Origin of the sequence: Faecalibacterium taiwanense (genome assembly GCF_036632915.2) — a bacterium.
Taxonomy (GTDB): domain Bacteria; phylum Bacillota; class Clostridia; order Oscillospirales; family Ruminococcaceae; genus Faecalibacterium; species Faecalibacterium taiwanense.
The window spans coordinates 227195-246779 of the sequence record NZ_CP155552.1 but is presented as its reverse complement, the minus strand read 5'-3'; the positions used below and the strand labels follow the sequence as shown (position 1 = coordinate 246779).

The 19585-nt window shown below is 58.0% G+C and carries 16 protein-coding genes and 1 tRNA gene; 2 read left to right on the top strand and 15 right to left on the bottom strand.

Translation table 11 applies throughout. The annotated features are described in order from the left end of the window. Positions 1 to 105: 105 nt before the first annotated feature. A tRNA-Ser gene (locus PXT33_RS01100) sits at positions 106 to 196 on the bottom strand. A 442-nt stretch (positions 197 to 638) separates the two neighbouring features. On the opposite strand from PXT33_RS01100, the gene PXT33_RS01095 reads away from it, so the two are divergent. After that, positions 639 to 2006 carry an MATE family efflux transporter gene (locus tag PXT33_RS01095; RefSeq protein WP_332375784.1) on the top strand — a complete coding sequence of 456 codons (1368 nt, stop codon included), beginning with the start codon at positions 639 to 641 and terminating at the stop codon, positions 2004 to 2006. An 82-nt stretch (positions 2007 to 2088) separates the two neighbouring features. On the opposite strand, the gene PXT33_RS01090 is transcribed toward PXT33_RS01095, so the two are convergent. Continuing rightward, positions 2089 to 3657, bottom strand: a complete 1569-nt coding sequence (locus PXT33_RS01090; protein WP_097774517.1) for a PTS transporter subunit EIIC — start codon at positions 3655 to 3657, stop codon at positions 2089 to 2091. A 19-nt stretch (positions 3658 to 3676) separates the two neighbouring features. After that, positions 3677 to 5002, bottom strand: a complete 1326-nt coding sequence (locus PXT33_RS01085; RefSeq protein ID WP_097774516.1) for a 6-phospho-alpha-glucosidase — start codon at positions 5000 to 5002, stop codon at positions 3677 to 3679. A gap of 211 nt (positions 5003 to 5213) precedes the next feature. On the opposite strand from PXT33_RS01085, the gene PXT33_RS01080 reads away from it, so the two are divergent. Then, positions 5214 to 5981: a MurR/RpiR family transcriptional regulator gene (locus PXT33_RS01080; protein ID WP_097774515.1), complete on the top strand. Its 768-nt coding sequence runs from the start codon at positions 5214 to 5216 to the stop codon at positions 5979 to 5981. A gap of 113 nt (positions 5982 to 6094) precedes the next feature. Here PXT33_RS01080 and argF read toward each other — a convergent pair whose 3' ends face one another. From argF to PXT33_RS01020, 12 genes are all read right to left on the bottom strand, one after another. Beyond that, complete coding sequence (gene argF / locus PXT33_RS01075; protein ID WP_097776839.1) at positions 6095 to 7009, bottom strand: ornithine carbamoyltransferase; 915 nt, start codon at positions 7007 to 7009, stop codon at positions 6095 to 6097. Continuing rightward, on the bottom strand, positions 7006 to 8208 hold the full coding sequence (locus tag PXT33_RS01070; protein ID WP_005938549.1) for an aspartate aminotransferase family protein: 1203 nt from the start codon (positions 8206 to 8208) through the stop codon (positions 7006 to 7008). The genes argF and PXT33_RS01070 overlap by 4 nt, the downstream gene beginning before the upstream one ends. 132 nt (positions 8209 to 8340) lie before the next feature. Beyond that, a complete protein-coding gene (gene argB / locus PXT33_RS01065) occupies positions 8341 to 9195 on the bottom strand; it encodes an acetylglutamate kinase (RefSeq protein ID WP_005938551.1) in 855 nt (284 codons plus the stop codon). 216 nt (positions 9196 to 9411) lie between these two features. After that, positions 9412 to 10641, bottom strand: coding sequence for a bifunctional glutamate N-acetyltransferase/amino-acid acetyltransferase ArgJ (gene argJ, locus PXT33_RS01060; RefSeq protein WP_005938553.1), 1230 nt, complete (start codon positions 10639 to 10641; stop codon positions 9412 to 9414). Positions 10642 to 10850: 209 nt separating this feature from the next. Further along, on the bottom strand, positions 10851 to 11792 hold the full coding sequence (gene argC, locus PXT33_RS01055; protein ID WP_332375783.1) for an N-acetyl-gamma-glutamyl-phosphate reductase: 942 nt from the start codon (positions 11790 to 11792) through the stop codon (positions 10851 to 10853). Further along, positions 11789 to 13189: an argininosuccinate lyase gene (gene argH, locus PXT33_RS01050; RefSeq protein WP_332375782.1), complete on the bottom strand. Its 1401-nt coding sequence runs from the start codon at positions 13187 to 13189 to the stop codon at positions 11789 to 11791. Before argH ends, argC begins: the two co-directional genes overlap by 4 nt. A 333-nt stretch (positions 13190 to 13522) precedes the next feature. After that, on the bottom strand, positions 13523 to 14755 hold the full coding sequence (locus tag PXT33_RS01045) for an argininosuccinate synthase (protein ID WP_154260153.1): 1233 nt from the start codon (positions 14753 to 14755) through the stop codon (positions 13523 to 13525). Positions 14756 to 15127: 372 nt separating this feature from the next. After that, positions 15128 to 15433 carry a GIY-YIG nuclease family protein gene (locus tag PXT33_RS01040; protein WP_332375781.1) on the bottom strand — a complete coding sequence of 102 codons (306 nt, stop codon included), beginning with the start codon at positions 15431 to 15433 and terminating at the stop codon, positions 15128 to 15130. Beyond that, a complete protein-coding gene (locus PXT33_RS01035; RefSeq protein WP_332375780.1) occupies positions 15420 to 16247 on the bottom strand; it encodes an MYG1 family protein in 828 nt (275 codons plus the stop codon). Before PXT33_RS01035 ends, PXT33_RS01040 begins: the two co-directional genes overlap by 14 nt. A 114-nt stretch (positions 16248 to 16361) precedes the next feature. Further along, entirely contained in the window at positions 16362 to 17690 is a 1329-nt protein-coding gene (locus PXT33_RS01030) for a carbamoylphosphate synthase large subunit (RefSeq protein ID WP_332375779.1), read from the bottom strand. A 217-nt stretch (positions 17691 to 17907) separates the two neighbouring features. Next, on the bottom strand, positions 17908 to 18666 hold the full coding sequence (locus tag PXT33_RS01025) for an esterase family protein (protein ID WP_005939061.1): 759 nt from the start codon (positions 18664 to 18666) through the stop codon (positions 17908 to 17910). Between the two features lie 21 nt (positions 18667 to 18687). Next, positions 18688 to 19458 (bottom strand): alpha/beta hydrolase-fold protein, encoded by a 771-nt coding sequence (locus PXT33_RS01020; protein WP_332375778.1) that lies wholly within the window; start codon positions 19456 to 19458, stop codon positions 18688 to 18690. Between the last annotated feature and the right edge of the window lie 127 nt (positions 19459 to 19585).

Genomic DNA, 19585 nt, shown 5'->3' with positions numbered 1-19585 from the left:
AACAGCCCGCAGGGCTGGTTGCTTGCGGTCTGCGGGCCGCCGCCCTGTTCTCATCCGCACCATCTAGCCGCAAAAAAGGCACCAGCCTGAGCTGATGCCTTTTGTTGGCGGAGATGGTGGGATTCGAACCCACGTGCCCGATTAAGGACAAAACGATTTCGAGTCGTTCTCGTTACGACCACTTCGATACATCTCCAAGTATATTTTCATAGCAAATTTACGATTTGTATATCGCAAATCGGCCTTGAAACTTGGAATAGTTGCTGTTAGAATATTGTTAGAAAACGCATCGTTCAGACAGGCTTTGAAGCCTGTCAGGACATCAAAATTGACGTTCCCTCGTGTGATATGGAGACACCCGGCGAAGCATCCACTCGGATTTCGAGTCGTTCTCGTTACGACCGCTTCGATACATCTCCATATATTAGCCTTTACAGTATAGCAAAAAAGCGGTTTTCCGTCAACACTTTTCTCCCGTTACGGCACGGCACGGCTGCAAGCCATACGCAGCCGTGCCGTTTTGCGTTTTTGGGGCAGAAAGCGCGGTTTCTTTGCAAAAAAGGCTGTTCTTTTGGGCGGGAGCCGAGTATAATAGGAACGATATTTTTCAAATTTGAAGTATAGAGGAGAGCATTCCAATGGCACAGGCAAAACAAGATATGGGCACCGGCAGCATCAAAAAGCTGATGCTGCAGCTCATGATCCCCGCCGTGGTGGCGCAGGTGGTGAACCTGCTGTATAACATCGTGGACCGCATTTACATCGGCCACATTGCGGGCATTGGCGCGGCAGCGCTGACCGGCGTGGGGCTGTTCACACCCATTCTGATGCTGCTGAACGCTTTTGCCATGCTGGTGGGCGCGGGCGGCGCGCCGCGCACCGCCATTGCTCTGGGGCAGGGGGACAGGCAGCAGGCCGAAAAGATCGTCTCCAACAGCTTTACCGTACTGATGTTCTTTGCCGTGGTGCTGACCATTGGCTTCTATGCCGGGGCACCGGTGCTGCTGCGGCTGTTCGGTGCCAGCGATGCCACCCTGCCGTACGCCCTGAGCTACAGCCGCATCTACATTGCAGGCTCGGTGTTCGTGCTGGTGGTGCTGGGCATGAACCCTTTTATCACCACGCAGGGCTTTGCCAAGACCAGTATGCTTACCACCGTGATCGGCGCGGTGATCAACATTATCCTCGACCCCATCCTGATCTTCGGGTTCGGGCTGGGCGTGCGGGGCGCGGCCATTGCCACGGTGCTCAGTCAGGCCGTGGGCGCTGCATGGATCATCCGCTTTCTCACCGGCAAAAAGACCATCCTGCGCCTGCGCAGAGACTACCTGCGCCCGGAAAAGCAGATCATTCTGCCGGTGCTGGCGCTGGGCATCTCCTCGTTTGTGATGCTCTCCACCGAAAGCCTGCTTTCCATCAGCTTCAGCTCCAGTCTGGCGCGGTACGGCGGCGATGTGGCTGTGGGTGCCATGACCGTCATCACCAGCGCATCCCAGCTGTGCACGCTGCCCATTCAGGGCATCTGTCAGGGCGGACAGCCGGTGATGAGCTTCAACTTCGGCGCAGGCAAGAAGGCCCGCGTCAAGGAAGCCTTCCGTTTTCAGCTGACGCTGTGCGGGGCCTACACCTGCTTGTTCTGGCTGTTGATGATGCTGTTTCCCGGCGCGGTGGCAGGCATTTTCACCTCGGACACCGCACTGATCCAGTACACCACGTGGGCCATGCGCATTTACATGGCGGGCATTTTTGCCATGGGCTTCCAGATCGCCTGCCAGCAAAGCTTTATGGCGCTTGGACAGGCTAAGGTCAGCCTGCTGCTGGCCTGCCTGCGCAAGATCATTCTGTTGATTCCCCTCATCTTCATTCTGCCGCATGTTCTGCCGGATGCAGTGTTCGGCGTGTTTCTGGCCGAGCCGGTCAGCGACATTCTGGCCGCCACCATCACCACCATCACCTTCTTTGCCCGGTTCGATAAGATCCTCGACCGCGGTGCGGCAAAGGTTTGATTTTTTTGTATGCAGAAAGGGCATCTGCCGTTGGCAGATGCCCTCGCTGTTTATTCGGGAAACCCTGACCGGCACTGAAAAATCAGTCCATGTTCAGAGCGCTCTTGAGGTTGTTTTTGTAGATATCGGCCTTGGCACCGTAGATGATTTGCACACCATCTGCGACCTGAACGACGCCGTTTGCACCCGTCTTCTGCTTCCAGTCAGTATCCGGCATAACGAGAGCCTTGTCTTTGACTTTGACGCGCAGTCGAGTAAAGCAGGCATCCACATGCTGGATATTGTCTGCACCACCCAGACCTTCAATGATGGTCGCCATCATCTCGTCGCTCATTTTCTTGTCCAGCTTCTTGACCTCCTGGCCATCATCTTCGCGGCCGGGAGTCTTGTAGTTGAACTTGGTGATCATGAAGCGGAAGGTGAAATAGTACAGGAAGAAGCAGGGAATGCCAATGATGAACACCCAGATCCAGTTAGAGCCTTTATCCGCCTGCATGATGCCATTGAAGATCGTGCTCAGGAAAGGGCCGCCGAAGGAACTGGGCCCCGGGATATTCACCTTGCAGATGTAAGTCAGCAGGTAGGCCAGACCTGCATAGCCAGCGTGCACCACGAACAGCAGCGGAGCCGCAAACAGGAAACTGTACTCAATGGGCTCGGTGATGCCAGTGAAGATGGAGGGGATGATGGCTGCGATCAGCAGCGCCTTGACCTGAGGCTTACGCTCCGGCTTTGCGCAATGGTACATGGCCAGAGCCGCACCGGGCAGACCAAACATAGCAAAAATAACCTTGCCGTTCATGATAAAGCGGGTAATGTTCACGTCAAACATGGCATCCGGAGAAGCCAGCATGGCGTTGTAAATGTTCACTGCGCCTTCATACAGCGTGCCATCAATGACCATGGAACCGCCAAGGTTTGTGAAGAAGAACGGAGTGTAAATAAAGTGATGCAGGCCAAAAGGCAGCAGCGCACGCTCTGCCAGACCATAGATCACACTGCCTGCCATGCCAGTGTCATAAATGATCTCGCCCATGAAGCCCAGACCGGTCTGAACGAAGGGCCACACCACAGACATTACCAGACCCAGCGCAGAGCAGGCCAGCAGCGAGATCATCGGCACGAATTTTGTGCCTGAGAAGATGCCCAGAACCGGCGGCAGCTGAATATTATAGTATTTGTTATGCAGCTTTGCAACCAGCAGACCCACCAGAATACCGCCGAATACACCGGTGTCAAGCGAAGCGATGCCCATGACCATGGACTGGCCGGTCTTCATCGCCGCAGGGTCCAGAATGCCCAGACTGGTCAGCAGGATATTCATCACATTGTTCATGGCGAGGAAACCGATCACGCTGGACAATGCCGCGATGCCCTTTTCCTTTTCTGCATAGCCGATGGCAACGGAAACAGCAAAAATGATTGGAAGATAGGAGTTAATGGTATTGCCCATGGCCTTGAGCAGATTAAAGAACAGCTTGACATAGGTATTGCCCAGAACCGGCCACAGTGCCACAATGTTCTTTGTCGTGAACGCAGAGCCAATGCCCACCAGAATACCTGCGATGGGCAGGATCATGACAGGCGTCATTAGAACTTTTCCCAGTTTCTGGAACTGTGAAAAGGTAACTTTCTTCTCTCTCTTCTCCATGATTTACCTCCTGAGGATCTCAGTGCAGTTCGGGCCAGTAGCCCTTATTGGCTTCGATCATCTTATCCAGGATCTTGCGTGCCACCTTGGCAGAGGGAACTGTCTTGTTCATCGTGAATGCTTCCAGTGCCTTCTGGTAGGAGTGTTCAAAATAAGCATCCACGATCAGCTTTTCCGAAGAGACCTGCTGCATCATCATGCCCAGCTGGAACTGGGGGATATTGCCGATGGTAACAGGCTCCGGGCCCCACTTGCGCAGGTAGCAGGGAACTTCCACCATGGCATCATACGGCATCTGCGGGATGCAGCCCTTGTTTTCCACAATGACCAGATAGCGGTCCGCATTGTTATAGGCAATGGAGCATGCCACATCCACAATAAAATCGCCAAAAGCATTGAACAGATTCAGGTTTGCTTCCTTCTTGCCGCCGCTCTCGCGGATCAGCTTTGCCTGCTCGATCATGTCCTTCTCACGGCCATCCATGACCATGTTGGCACGCGTGTAGTTGGGATCCATATCCTCGGCGCTTTCCTTGGCATACAGATAGTACTGCAGGTAGGTATTGGGCAGATACTCCGGGAAGTCGGTGAGGATTTCCTTAAAGTTTTCCCATGTGTGGCGCCAGGAAGGATCGGAGTGGTGCTTATCATGAGAAGCAGCCAGACCGAACTTCATGATCTTTTCCTTCAGTTCCGGCATACGGTCCACACCGCTCTTGTCGTACAGGTGGGTCCACCAGCCAAAGTGGTTCAAACCAAAGTAGACCGGGTCCACATCGTTGTATTTTTCCAGACCCAGCATCTTTGCGAAGGACAGCATGATGGCTACCGGCATATCGCAGATGTTCAGGATCTTATAGTTGTTGTACTTGCGGCGGGTGGCCTCAGCCACGATCGCAGCAGGGTTGGAGTAATTGATAATCCATGCCTCGGGTGCGTACTTGCGCACATCGTCGATCACCTGGAACACGCCGGGGATGGAACGCAGGCCGTATGCCATGCCGCCGGGGCCGCAGGTCTCCTGACCCACAACGCCAAACTCCAGCGAGATCTTCTCGTCCTTCTCCCGCATTTCCATGCCGCCCTGACGGATCTGAGCAAAGGCAAAGTCAATATCGGTGTAGGCCTTTTCCGGGTCCGTGGTGGTGAAGTAGACGCACTCCGGATCCAGCTTTGCGATCAGCGAGCCGCACAGGGTATCGACCAGCTCCAGACGATCCGGGTCAATATCGTACAGCACCAGCTTTTTCAGCGGGAAGCGGTCAAGATTTGCAATCAGGCTCTGGATAATGCCGGGGGTATGGCTGGAGCCGCCGCCGACAATAACAACTTTAAATCCTTCCATTTTTGAAACCTCACATTCGTTTTGCGATCATGTTTCTGATTTTACCCTTGCGCGCGCTTTGGAGAGTGACTATAATATAATCGATATGAACATTTTTTTAAAGGCGTTTTGAAAGTTTTGAACCAGTTTGCCCAAGTTGAAACAATTCCAGAGTCTGAAAATATTTTCACACCTGCTAACTTTCTTCAAAGCCTTCCCGCCGGAGGACATCATGGACTTTTTCACCCGCATTGCAGAACACACGCCCCAGCTGAACAAAAACGATAATGAGCTTCTTTCTTACTGCATTCGCAACCACACCGAGATCGCCAATCTCAAGGTGACGGAACTTGCGGACCGGTTGTTCATCTCACCGGCTTCTGTCGTCCGCTTTTGCAAGAAGCTCGGTTTCAGTGGTTATTCCGATTTTAAGGCATCTTTGCGCATGGATCTGTTTGAGCCGGAGGAAACGCCGCGAAAATCTCACCCGACCGACTTTTTCCGGGATATCCACAAAACCATCGAGATGGTTCCGGAGGAGACCGTAGAGCGTATCGTAGAGCTGATCCACTGCAGCCGCCGCATTGAGCTGTATGCCGTAGGCAGCAGCAGAATGCCCGGCTCCGAACTTGCAAAGCGGCTGCAGACCATCGGCAAGGCCGCCTTCTGTTACGATGACAGCACCCTGATGAATATCAGCGCCCGGCAGCTGACTTCCGATGATCTGGTTCTGGCCCTTTCCATTTCCGGCGAAACAAGTCTGATCATTGCCGCTGCAACGGTTGCCAAAAGCCGTGGTGCCGCATTGGTTTCCTTTACAAATCTCGGCAGCAATACCCTCAGCGGCATGGCAGATGAAAACCTGTATGTCAACGCCACAAACTTTGTGTGCTCCGGCATTCAGGTGCAGTCCCGCGTACAGCTGCTGATGCTGTGCGAATACCTGTTCTTCCGCTACATAGAGACCTATGGGGACGAGCACCAGCAAAGTATCGGTTGATGCCATTTCACCGCAGCGCACAGCCAACGCTCTATTCCACCAACAAATCTCCCACGATAAAAAACAGGGCCGCCGCACAAACGATGTGCGGCGGCCCTGTTGGCGTTTTGTTTTTATTTCCCCGCCAGAAGAATGGCCAGCACGGCTTTCTGCACATGCAGGCGGTTCTCGGCTTCATCGAAGATCTCTGGTGCGTGCTGCTCGAACACTGCCGAGGAGATCTCCTCACCCCGGTGGGCGGGCAGGCAGTGCAGCACCATGACGTCGGGCTTTGCGCTTTCCAGCAGCTTGCCGGTGAGCTGGAAGCCCACAAAATCCCGCAGGCGCTGCTCACTTTCCGGCGTGCCGGGCTTGGCGGTGTTCCACACAGCCGTTGCCACCACGTCGGCATCCTGAATCCCCTCGGCAGGGTCTGCGGTCAGGTGGAAGGCGCTGCCGTACTTGTGGGCGAACATCAGCACATCCGCCGCCGGGCGGTAGCTCTGCGGGCAGACGCAGGTGACCTGCATCCCGGCCAGCAGTCCGCCCACGATGAGGCTGTTTGCCATGCTGCTGCCGTCGCCGACAAAGCAGAGCTTCCGGCCCGCAAGGCTGCCCCTGCGCTCCCGAATGGTCATCAGGTCGGCCAGAACCTGGCAGGGATGGGCGTAATCCGTCAGGCCGTTGATCACCGGCACACCGGCCAGCTCGGCAAACTCTTCCAGATCGCTCTGGCGGTAGGTGCGCCACACCACGCAGTCGTAGTAGCGGCCCAGCACCCGGGCGGTGTCCTTGAGGGGCTCGCCGCGCCCGGCCTGCAGCTCGGCGGTGTTCATGTAGTTGCCCAGACCACCCAGCTGGTACACACCCACCTCAAAGCTGGTGCGGGTACGGGTGGATGCCTTGGAGAACATCAGGGCAACCGTCTTTCCTGCCAGCAGCGGGGCCGTGCCGCCCAGCTTCTGCTGTGCCTTGAGTTGATCGGCCACATCCAGAATGTGGGTCAGCTCGGCAGGGGAGAGGTCGCTCATTTTCAGCAGATTTTTCATGCCTGCTCCTTCGGAGCCGTCGGCTCCATCTTGCCCAGCACATCGCTCAGGATCTCCAGCGCCATGTCCACATCGTGCTCGCTGAGGGTCAGCGGCGGCAGCAGGCGCAGGCGGGTCTTGGCTGTCAGCACCAGCAGGCCCGCTTCGCGGCAGGCGGCCAGCACATCTGCGGCCTTGAGGTCGTAGAACTCGATGCCCACCATCAGGCCGATGCCGGAAATGCTCTTGACATGGGGCAGCTTTGCGATGCCTGCGCGCAGCTGGACGGCGCGCTCGTTGACATTGGCAAGGAAGCTCTGGTCCATGCGGTCCACCACCACGTTGGCACCGGCGCAGACCACCGGGTTGCCGCCGAAGGTGGAGCCATGGGTGCCGGGGCCCATGCCCTCGGCTACCTTTTCGTTCATCAGCACTGCGCCGATGGGCAGGCCGCCGCCCAGACCCTTGGCCAGCGTGACCACGTCCGGCTTGAGGTTGTAGTGCTCGCAGCACAGGAAGGTGCCGGTGCGGCCCACGCCGGTCTGCACCTCGTCCACGATGAGCACAAGGTCTTTTTCGTCGCAGAGCTTGCGCACGGCCTGCACGTAGTCCGGGTCCAGCGCCATCACACCGCCCTCGCCCTGAATGAGTTCCAGCATCACGGCGCAGGTGGTGCGGTCCACCAGCTCCTCCAGCGCTTCGATATCGCCTGCCGGAGCATACAGGAAGCCTTCGTTGAAGGGGCCGAAGTAGTTGTGGAACACCTCCTGACCGGTGGCGGTCAGGGTGGCGATGGTGCGGCCGTGGAAGCTGTTCACCAGCGTGATGACCGTGGTGCGGTCCTTGCGGTAGTGGTCCACGCTGTACTTGCGCGCGGCCTTAATGGCACCCTCGTTGGCCTCGGCACCGGAGTTGCCGAAGAACACCTTGCTCATGCCGGTGCGCTTGCACAGCTTTTTGGCCAGCTTGCCGCAGGGCGCGGTGTAGTAAAGGTTAGAGGTATGCTGCAGCTTGTGGGCCTGCTCGGAAACGGCCTCGGCCCAGTCCAGATCACAGTAGCCAAGGCTGTTCACGCCAATGCCGCTGGTAAAATCCAGATACTGCTGGCCCTCGGGGCCTGCGGCGCGCAGGCCGTGGCCTTTTTCCAGCACAATAGGGTTGCGGTTATAGGTGTGCAGGACGTATTCGTTGTCCCGCTTGATGACTTTTTCAGAATCCATAGGTGTACCCTCCTGTGAACAGAAACTGTGAACAGAAAACCCTCTCAGGCGCTTTCGCGCCAGAAAATGCTGGCAAAGGCTTGAGAGGGTCATTTTTCTTATTATACCGCCTGCACGGCACCTGCGCAATGCTTATTCGCGGTGGCTGCGGCGGTAAAAGCGGGTGCCGGAGCCGCGGTTGGAGAACAGCTCCAGCAGGATGGAGTGGGGCACGCGTCCATCGATGATGACCGCCTCGTGCACGCCCTGATAGATGGCATCGGCCATGCCGCCGATCTTGGGGATCATGCCGCCCGCAATGATGCCGGCGGACTTATAGCCCTCGATCTCGGACACCTCCACCTCGGGGATGAGGGTGCTCTCGTCGTCCTTATCCCGCAGCAGGCCCGCGATATCGGTCATGGATACCAGCTTCTCCGCTTTCAGCGCAATCGCGATCTGCGCAGCGGCGGTGTCGGCGTTCACGTTGTAGGCCTGACCCAGATCGTCCATGCCCACCGTGGCGATCACGGGAATGAAGCCGCCGTCCAGCAGGCTTGCGATCAGGGTAGCGTCCACATGCACGATCTCGCCCACATGGCCCAGCTGGGGGTCCAGCTCGGTGCAGCGCAGCATCTGGCCGTCCATGCCGCACAGGCCCACGCCGCGGCCGCGCAGCTTTGCCACCAGATCTTTGTTCACCTTACCGGCCAGCACCTGCTGCACGATCTCCATGGTGGCATCGTCAGTCACGCGCAGACCGTTTGCGAAATGGCTCTCCACGCCCACTTTCTTCAGCATCTCGTTGATGGCCGGGCCGCCGCCGTGCACCAGCACCACGCGCACACCCAGCAGGGTAAGGGTGACCAGATCGTTCATGACGGCATTTTTCAGTTCTTCGTTGATCATGGCATTGCCGCCGTACTTTACCACCATGGTCTTTCCGTGATACTTCTGGATGTAGGGTGTCGCCTCAGAGAAAAGGCGCGCCATTTCTTCGTTTTTCATAAGATTTCCTCTGAACCCTCTCAGTCAATGCCTTGCGGCATTGCCAGATTCCCCTTTTTGTCGCTCACGCGACATCTTCCCCAGGCGCGGGGAAGTCTGTCCTCTCAAGGGGGAGCCTTTGCTGGACGGGTCACTTTATTTCATAAAATCAGCTGCTTGTCGTTCGTTTTAAGCTCCCCCTTCGGGGGAGCTGGCGCGCAGCGCCTGAGAGGGTTATCAGGTGCGGTAGTCGCCGTTGATCTTGACGTAATCGTAGGTCAGATCGCAGCCCCATGCCTTTGCGGATGCATCGCCGGTGCCCATGTCCACCTTGACCAGCACATCGTGCTCAGCCAGCACCTTGGCGGCTTCGTCCTCGCTGTAGGGGTGGTAGGCGGCATTTTCGCACACATACACCTCACCGGCCTTGCTGGAAAGCCACACGCAGACCTTATCAATGGAGAAATCGCCGGGGGTATAGCCGATGGCGCACAGGATGCGGCCCCAGTTGGCATCGCGGCCGAACACTGCGGCCTTGAACAGGTTGGAGCACACCACGCTGCGGCTGACGGCACGGGCGGTCTTCAGGTCGGGGGCGTGGGTCACTTCGCAGGTGATGAGGTGGGTGGCACCCTCGCCGTCACCGGCGTGCTCGGCACACATGTGCTCTGCAATGGCGGTGAGCGCGGCAACAAAGGCTTCGTAGTCCGCGTTCTCCTCGCAGATCTCCGGGTTGCCTGCAAGGCCGGAAGCCATGATGATCAAGGTATCGTTGGTGGAGGTGTCCAGATCCACGCTCATCTGGTTGTAGGTGCCGGGCACCACGGTCTTGAGGGCCTTTTCCAGCAGGATGGGCGAGACCGCCGCATCGGTGGTGTAGAAGGCCAGCATGGTTGCCATATTGGGGGCGATCATTCCGCTGCCCTTGCCAATGGCACCCACCGTGCAGGTCTTGCCGCCCAGCTCGAACTGGATGGCGTATTCCTTTTTGTGGGTGTCGGTGGTCATGATGGCGGTGGCGGCATCGGTGCTGCCCTGCTCGTCCGCAGCCAGCTTTGCGGCGGCGGCAGGGATGCCCCGGGCAAAGGGGTCGATGACCATGGGCTGACCGATGACACCGGTGGAAGCGGGCAGAACGTCCTGCGGGTCGATGCCCAGCTCCTTGCCCACCAGCTCACAGCATTCTTCGGCCAGAGCCACGCCGTTGGCGGCGCAGGTGTTGGCGTTGCCGCTGTTCACGATGATCGCCTGTGCGTAGCCGTCCTTCAGGTGGGCGCGGTCCACCTTGATGGGTGCGCCGCAGACCTTGTTGGTGGTGTACACACCGGCGGCGGCACAGCGCACGTCCGCCTTGATGAGTGCCAGATCGTATTTTTCTGCATGGTTTGCGCGGATGCCGCAGTGCACGCCAGCCGCTGCAAAACCCTTGGGCGCGCAGATGCCGCCCGCAACTTCTTGATACTGCATAATGATCTTCCTTTCCCACAAAGAAATACTTCTCACTCGAACGGGCTAGCCCTCTCAGGCTCACATACGCTCGCCAGCTCCCCCAAAGTGGGAGCCCTTGGCAGTCCACGCAAACTTCATCTTTTTGCCAAGGCCTCTCCCTTTGGGAGAGGTGGATTTGCGAAGCAAAGACGGAGAGGGCGAGGACGCTGCCCGTGTACGAGCCATCTTTATTCCAATCCTTCGGTTTCTTCCAGCCCCAGCATCAGGTTCATGCACTGGACGGCCGCGCCGGAAGAGCCTTTGCCCAGATTATCGAACAGGGAGACCAGCATCATCTGGTCGCCTGCAGCGTTCACGGTCATGTACAGCTCCATGCGGTCGGTACCGGCCATGGCATTGGAGTACAGGCCGTTCTCCGGCAGGGCTTCGTTCAGAGCGTGCACCTTGACGGTGGCAGCGTCCTTATAGTACCCGGCAATGCCTGCAGCCACCTGTTCGGCGGTGCTGCCCGCCAGCGTCAGATCCAGCGGCACCAGCACCTGCATGCCGCAGTAGTAATCGCACACCACGGGCACGAACATGGGGGTGTGGGCAAGGCCGCTGATCTTCTGCATTTCCGGCAGGTGCTTATGGGCAAGGCCCAGACCGTAGCTCTTGGGTGCATCCAGCTTGCTGTGCGCCGGGCGATCAGCGCTCTCGTACTCGGCGATCATCTTTTTGCCGCCGCCGGAGTAGCCGGAGATGCCGGTACAGCTGAAGGGATAATCTGCCGGTGCAAGGCCCAGCTCCACCAGCGGGCGGGCAATGCTGATAAAGCCGCTGGCATAGCAGCCGGGCACTGCCACGCGGCAGGAATTTTTGATTTTTTCCTTCTGGCCCGCCAGCTCCGGGAAGCCATAGTCCCATGCGGCATCGGTGCGGAAGGCGGTGGAGGTGTCCAGCACCTTCACGTCCGGGCGCAGCAGGGGCATGACCTCTTTGGAAGCGGCATCCGGCAGGCAGAGGAAGGCGAGGTCGGCAGAGTTGATCACCTTCGCGCGCTCGTTCACATCCTTGCGGCCCTCGGCCGAGATGGACAGCAGCTCGATCTCCGGGCGTTGTGCCAGACGGTCGGCAATGCGCAGACCGGTGGTGCCGGAAGAGCCATCAATAAAAACTTTCACGCTCATGCGTTCTTTTCCTCCCACGCATCCAGCTGTGCAGCGGCCAGCTCGATCTGGTTGTTCACGCTGGCTTCGCTGGGGCCGCCGTAGCTGGTGCGGCCCTCGCAGCACTTGACCAGATCAATGGCATCGTAGATATCGTTCTCGAACAGAGCGCTGTAGCCCTTGAACTCATCGAGGGTCAGCTCTTCAAGGGTCTTGTCCTTTGCGATGCAGTCCGACACCATGCAGCCGGTCAGCTTGTAGGCATCGCGGAAGGGCATCCCCTTCTTGGTGAGGTAGTCGGCGCAGTCGGTGGCGTTGATAAAGCCCTTGGCGGCGGCGCGGCGCATGTTGGCCGGAATGGTCTTCATGGTGTCCAGCATGGGAGTGACCGTCTTCAAGCACAGCTCCAGCGTATCCACTGCATCGAAGATGGCTTCCTTATCCTCCTGCATGTCCTTGTTGTAGGCGAGGGGAATGCCCTTCATCATCACCAGCAGGGTGTTCAGGTCGCCGTAGACGCGGCCGGTCTTGCCGCGGATCAGCTCGGTAACATCCGGGTTCTTCTTCTGCGGCATGATGGAAGAGCCGGTGGTAAAGGCATCGTCCAGCTCAATGAACTTGAACTCCCAGCTGCACCAGAGGATGATCTCCTCGGAAAGACGGGACAGGTGCATCATGCAGATGGAGATGGCATTGGCCAGTTCGATGCAGAAATCGCGGTCGGACACGCCGTCCAGACTGTTGGCGCAGGGAGCCGCAAAGCCCAGCTTTTCGGCGGTGAACTGGCGGTCCAGCGGGTAGGTGGTGCCAGCCAGCGCGCCGCTGCCCAGCGGGCACTGTGCGTCCATGCGGGCGGTGGCATCCTCAAAGCGCTGCAGATCCCGCAGCAGCATGGAGGCGTATGCCATCAGGGCATGGCCAAAGGTGATGGGCTGGGCACGCTGCAGATGGGTGTAGCCGGGCATGACGGCGGTGGTGTTCTCACCGGCCTTTTTGCAGATGACCTTGATGAGCTCCACAATGTAGGCCTGCAGGGTGTGGCTGTAGTCCCGCAGGGTCAGGCGGATATCCAGCGCCACCTGATCGTTGCGGCTGCGGCCGGTGTGCAGCCGCTTGCCCGCATCGCCGATGCGGGCGGTGAGGGTCTGCTCCACAAAGGTGTGCACATCCTCGGCGCCCGGGTCGATCTCCAGCCTGCCGGCTGCCAGATCATCGGCGATGGAAGCCAGACCGTTGAGGATGTCCTCACAGTCCTTTTCCGAGATGATGCCCTGCTTTGCCAGCATGGCGGCGTGCACGCCGCTGCCGCGCATATCCTGCGCGATCATGCGCTGATCGAAGCGGATGGAGGAGTTGAAGTCGTTCACGCGGGAATCCACGGCCTTGGAAAAACGGCCCTTCCAGAGTTGTTCTGCCATAGTTTTATCCTTTACTTTATGTCCAAACCCTCTCAGTCACGGCTTGCGCCGTGCCAGCTCCCCCAAGGGGGGAGCTTTTCTTCTGCCTGCGAAAAGCAAGAGCTTCCCCACTTGAAGAACGGCTTTGCCGAACTGCGCATAAAGCTCGCCCTTCGGGAGAGCTGGCAAACCCGTCAGGGTTTGACTGAGAGGGTTCGTCAATTTCTTCTAAAAACGGCAAAGCCGCCGCAGGGGAAAACGCTCCTGCGGCGGTGCCGCCGGCAACGATGCCGGTTGGATGGAACTTCCGTGTGAAAGTGTGAAAACACACGAAAGGGAAGATATTACAACTGCTTACTTGACCTCCGGCCAGTTCTTGGACAGCTTTGCGTGCTCCTTGATGGACAGGCCGAACAGGTTGATGAAGCCTGTTGCATCAGCCTGATTGTAGTCCTCGTCCTCGCCGAAGGAAGCGGTCTGCTCGTCGTACAGGGTGTACGGAGAGGTGACACCTGCGTTGATCATGTTGCCCTTGTAGAGCTTCAGCTTCACATCGCCGGTCACGGTCTTTTCCAGACTGTCGGCAAAGGCGTCCAGAGCCTCGCGCAGCGGGGTGAACCACTGGCCGTTGTAAACGATATCGGCATACTTCTGGGCCAGCTGAGCCTTGAAGTGAGAGCTCTCCTTATCCAGAGTGATGGTCTCCAGAACATTGATGGCCTTGTACAGGATGGCACCGCCGGGGGTCTCATACACACCGCGGCTCTTCATGCCCACCAGACGGTTCTCCACGATATCCAGCAGGCCGATGCCGTTCTCGCCGCCCAGCTTGTTCAGGTGCTCCACCAGCTCCACAGCGCCCATCTCCTTGCCGTCCACGGCGGTGGGGATGCCCTTTTCAAAGTGGATGGTCACATAGGTGGGCTTATCGGGAGCCTGCTCGGGGCTGATGCCCAGCTCCAGGAAACCGGGCTTGTTGTACTGGGGCTCGTTGGCGGGGCTTTCCAGATCGAGGCCCTCGTGGCTCAGGTGCCACAGGTTCTTGTCCTTGGAGTAGTTGGTCTCGCGGTTGATCTTCAGGGGGATGTGGTGAGCCTCGGCGTAGTCGATCTCCTCGTCACGGCTCTTGATATCCCACTCACGCCACGGAGCAATGATGGCCATATCCGGGCACAGGGCCTTGAGGGTCAGCTCAAAACGCACCTGATCGTTGCCCTTACCGGTGCAGCCGTGGCAGATGGCATCTGCACCTTCCTTGATGGCGATATCAGCCAGAGCCTTTGCGATGCACGGACGTGCAAAGCTGGTGCCCAGCAGGTAATCCTCGTACTTCGCGCCGAACTTCAGGGTGGGGAAGATGTAGTTCTCCACAAAGTCCTTCTTCAGGTCCAGCACGTACAGCTTGGAAGCGCCGGTAGCCTTGGCCTTTTCTTCCAGACCATCCAGTTCCGTGCCCTGACCCACGTCACCGGAAACAGCGACGACCTCGCAGTTGTTGTAGTTTTCCTTCAGCCAGGGAATGATGATGGAGGTATCCAGACCGCCGGAGTAAGCCAGCACGACTTTTTTGATGTTTTCCTTTTTCATAGGTGACGCTCCTTTTTCATAAAAATACACTTTTGTTTTCTGATGCGCACTTTCCCTTCGCATCCTCTTCCGTTGCGTTTCGGTTGATGCTTTTATTATACGCCGCGCTGTTTTTTCGTCAATAACAAAACCATACAAACCTTTTTTGCTTCCGGCACCCGTTTTTCGTTCATGTTGCATCTTTATGCGTTATTTGAAGAATATATTCATATTTTATGCATTTGCACAGTATATATTCGGGGCACATGCAGCCTGTCCGGAGGCATGTGCGGACTACAGCACACGGAAAGAATTCACACCGCAAAAACAAAAAGCCCGGGACCCTTTCGTGAGCCGTCTGGCCCTGAAAGAGTCCCGGGTTTCGTTTTCGCTTTATACGCCGGAAAATGGCCCGCCCGCCGCGCTCCATGCGCGGCACAGCAGTTCCTTCTGGGCCTTGGGCAGCTGCTTGAGGGCATACTCCCGCCGCAGGGCGGCGCGTTTATCCGCGCACAGTTCCAGATAGGCAAAACCCCCGGCCCCTCTGGCACGGGTGTACTTTGCGCCGCGTCCGCTCTGGTGTGCGCGCAGGCGGACGGCAGGGTCGGTGGTCCAGCCGGTGTACAGCGTACCGCCTGTACACCGCACCATATACACAAAGGCGGGCTTTGGCCGGGCGCACGGCTCAGATGCGGCCATTGTTCTTTAACACCTGACGGCAGGCGGCAAGGGCAGTTTCCTTATCCTTGGCGGTGATGAGGAAGCGGCTGGCGTGGCAGAAGCTGATGCCCGGGATGCCGCTCTTCTGCTCAATGACCTCCTGCGGCTGGCCGGCCCAGCTCTGGGGGAAGGGCAGCTTGGGGCGCTTGGTCTTGTGGTCGGTGACGCACTGGGCGCTCCAGCCGCCGCGCTGGCTGGGGTAGATCACGAACAACGCGTCCGTCTTGTACAGGCCGTTCTTCCACGGCAGATAGCAGGGCAGCACCACGATGCCGTCCCGGGAGTTTTTGTAAGCCTGCTGCACCTTTTCGTCGGCGCGGTTCACGGCGTTGGCGCTGGCGATCTGATTTTCCAAGATCTGCTTTGCCACGGCCACCGCCTTGAAAAAGCAGGTGTCCTGATCCTCTTTGGAGTCCCACACCGGGTTAAAAAAGCCAATGGCATCGCACAGGCTGTTCTGCTCGCCGGTGTTATCGTTGAGGTCCAGCGGCTGGATGAAGTTCTCGTCAATGAGCCGGGCCTGCCGCTCGCCCACAAGGCCGGGGCCCAGCACCCGCCACAGCAGGCCAAAGGCCGCGTAGGGCACACCGTTTGCGCGGTACTCCCGGGGCTCCTGATGATGGTCGAACATGCCATAGCCCACATCGTACACGATGCCGTCAAAGCCGTCCGGCACCACAAAGCCGCGGGTGATCTTGATATCCGGGCGCAAAATTTGCAGCAGGGCAGTGGCAAACACATCGTCGGCGTGGAACTTGCCGGCGTGGGTGAAGCCGTTTGCAGGAATTTTCATAGATGTACCTCGTTCCCAATAAAATGTCTGGCAACAGTATAGCACACTTTGCAGAAAGGGACAACGAAAAGCCCCGGAACGGGCACGCCATTCCGGGGCTGTTTGAGCGTATTCTTACTTTTTCTTTGTGGTGCGTGCCTTTTTAGCGGCAGGAGCGGCGGGCTTTTCCGCCGGGGTGGTCTCCGGCTCGCCCAAAGCCAGAATGTTGGTCAGCTCCTTCTGCACGGCGGCGTTGTTGTCGTCGGTGACGGCCAGCACATCGGAGTAGAACTGCTCCATGCCCTCGCGGGTGGAGAAGGTGGCAACGTACATCTGGTTGCCCATGGCGCCGCTCAGCGCGTCCGGCATGCGGTCCACCATGCGTATGTTCTGCTGGTACTTCTGCATGATCTGCTCGTGGCTGTACACAAAGTGCTTGCCGTCGCGGCGGCCTGCAAACGGGCAGTAGAAGTGCTCGCCCACCGGCATATCGGTGCCGCCAAAGGCGATCATGTCCGCCCAGATCTTATACACGTTGGTGGAGCGGGCAAAGTTGATCATGTCCGGGGTGAAGCCGCCGCAGGGGCGCATGTTGACCTCCAGCGCCACGATCTGGCCCTTTTTGCCCATGCTGGCCTGATTCTCGGTCATGCGGAAGAACTCAAAGTGGATGAAGCGGCTCTTCACGCCAAAGCTCTTGACGGCGGCACGGCCTGCAGCGCGGGTGTCCTCGGGCAGGTCCTTGATGATGTAGTAGATGGAGTTGTCGTTGTCGTTGACGATATCCATGATGGACATGGGGCTGACGTTGCCGGCCTCAAAGATGGGGTTGCCGTTGGCATCGATGATGGCATCGTAGCTGTTCACCTCGGCCCGGACGAACTCCTCCATGATGTACTCCACATCCGGGTGATGGGCCGTCTTCTGCACGAGGAACTTTTTCAGGTCCTCGTCGCTGGACAGCTTGTGGGTATCGGATGCGCCCACGCCGTTATCCGGCTTTACCACCACCGGGTAGCCCACCTCGTCGATGAACTTCCGGCAGCCCTCGTAATCGTCCACCATGTGGTAGCGTGCGGTGGCGATGCCGGCCTTCTGGTAATACTCCTTCATCTTGCTCTTGTACTTGATGCGGGGCATATCGGAGGTCTGGAAGCCGGAGGTGATGTGGAAATCGGTGCGCAGGGCTGCGTCCCGCTCCAGCCAGTATTCATTGTTGGACTCCAGCCAGTCGATGCGGCCATACTTGAATGCAAAGAAGGCCACGGCGCGGTAGACCTCGTCGTAGTTTTCCAGACTGCCCACCTTGTAGTACTCGTTCAGGCTGTCCTTCAGCTCCGGCTTCAGCTCATCGTAGGGCTGGTCGCCGATGCCCAGCACATTCATGCCGTTGTTTTTCAGCTCATGGCAGAACTGCCAGTAGTTGGTGGGGAAGTTGGGCGAAATAAAAATGAAATTCTGCATGGTTTTACGATTCCTCTTTCCTCTATAAACCTCTATAAAAACTCCCTCCGTCACGGCTCCGCCGTGCCAGCTCCCTCCGGGAGGGAGGCGTCCCTCTCAGTCATCGCTGCGCGATGCCAGCTCCCCCGAAGGGGGAGCTTATTTGCTGCAAACCGTCAGATGCATCAAAGCTCGCCCTTCGGGAGAGCTGGCGCGTCAGCGCCTGAGAGGGTTTGTTTTACTGCTCGCCCAGAATATACGGCATGTAATATGCAGTCTGCTTATACCACCAGTTCCAGTCGTGGTTCACATCGTGGCCCCACAGATCTACCCAGATGGGGATGTTCTTGGCCTCGAAGATGCGCTTGAGGAACCATGTGGTATCCGGCTGCTCCCAGTCGCCCTGACCGCAGCAGATGACCGCCTTCTGGCTGCGGAACAGCTGCATGTAGGGGTGATCCTCCGGGAAGTTCTTCATGTAGTCCACGGGCGAGTTCATGTACACCAGCTCGTCCATATAATTGCCGAAGCCATAGTGGGCCGTGTAGATGCCGCTGAGGGCCAGACAGCCGCAGAACACATCCGGGTGGCGCAGGTACAGGTTGACCGCATGGGTGGCACCCAGACTGCAGCCAAAGGCAATGACACCGGGCAGGTCGTCCCAGCCGTTGCGCTCCTTGGCCAGATACTGGATCTTGGGCACAGCCTCCTCCACGATGTAGCGCAGCCACTGCTCATAGCGGCGAATGCGCCAATAGGGGTCGCCCTGCGTGTCGGACCAGGTCTCCTTGTCCATGGTATCAATGGAGATCACCATAATCTTACCAGCATCGATCCATGGGGCAAGGGTGTCGGCCATGTGGAAGTTCTCAAAATCGAAGAAGCGGCCATCCTGACAGGGGATGTACAGCATCGGGCGGCCTGCGTGGCCGTAAATTTTGCACTCCATGTCGCGGCCCAGCGCCGGGCTGTAGTCCTTAAAATACTGCATTTCCATGGTGTTTCCTCCTTTTAGGGTTTACTCCTCCACCTCATACATCAGGGTGTGGAACATAAAGGGCAGCTGTTTTTCCCAACTGGCTTCGCTGTGGGTGCCGCCGGGCACGATGCGGCTGGTAAGGTGGATGCCCCGGGTCATGACCTTTGCGCACATCTCTGCAAAGCCGCAGCGCATCCCGTCGTGGTTGCCCATCTCGCGGGAGCCGTAGTCCATGTACAGCACGGTGCCCGGCTCCAGCTTTGCGCGGCCCACAAGGCCGGAAAGCTTTTCCGGCGACACCCAGATGGACGGCGACAGCGCCGCCGCACGGCTGAAAGTGTCGTTGTACTGCAAAAGGGCGTACAGGCTCATCAGGCCGCCCATGCTGCTGCCGCCGATAAAGGTGTGCTCCCGGTCGGGCAGGGTGCGGAAGTTGCGGTCGATGAAGGGTTTGAACCGGTGGATATACCAGCTCATGGTGGCCTGACCCGTGCCGTCGAAGTGGCCGAACTGCGGGTCGTCGAACCGGTAGGGCGAATACTCCACCAGCCGTTCGTTGTTGGCTCCGGCGTTGCACTCCACCGCCGCCACGATCAGCGGGGTGTCGGTGTAGTCCAGATAATCGGCCATGCCCCAGCTTTTGCCAAAGGTGGCATCCTCGTCAAAAAAGACGTTCTGGCCGTCGAACATATACAGCACCGGATACCGGCGGTCGGGGTCAGCTTCATACATCGTGGGCAGATAAACATATACTCTGCGCTGCTCGGTGCCGTTGACGGCAGGGTAGCTCACGCTCCATTTTTTGACCATGGGTCCATTCCTCTCAATCTTTCCTGCACGCCTGCCGCAATGCAGGCCGCTGTTCTGTTTTCAGTTTAGCACTGCAGGGCACAGAAAGCAATTGCGCCGGGAAATTTTGGAGGTTTGACGGAGAGGG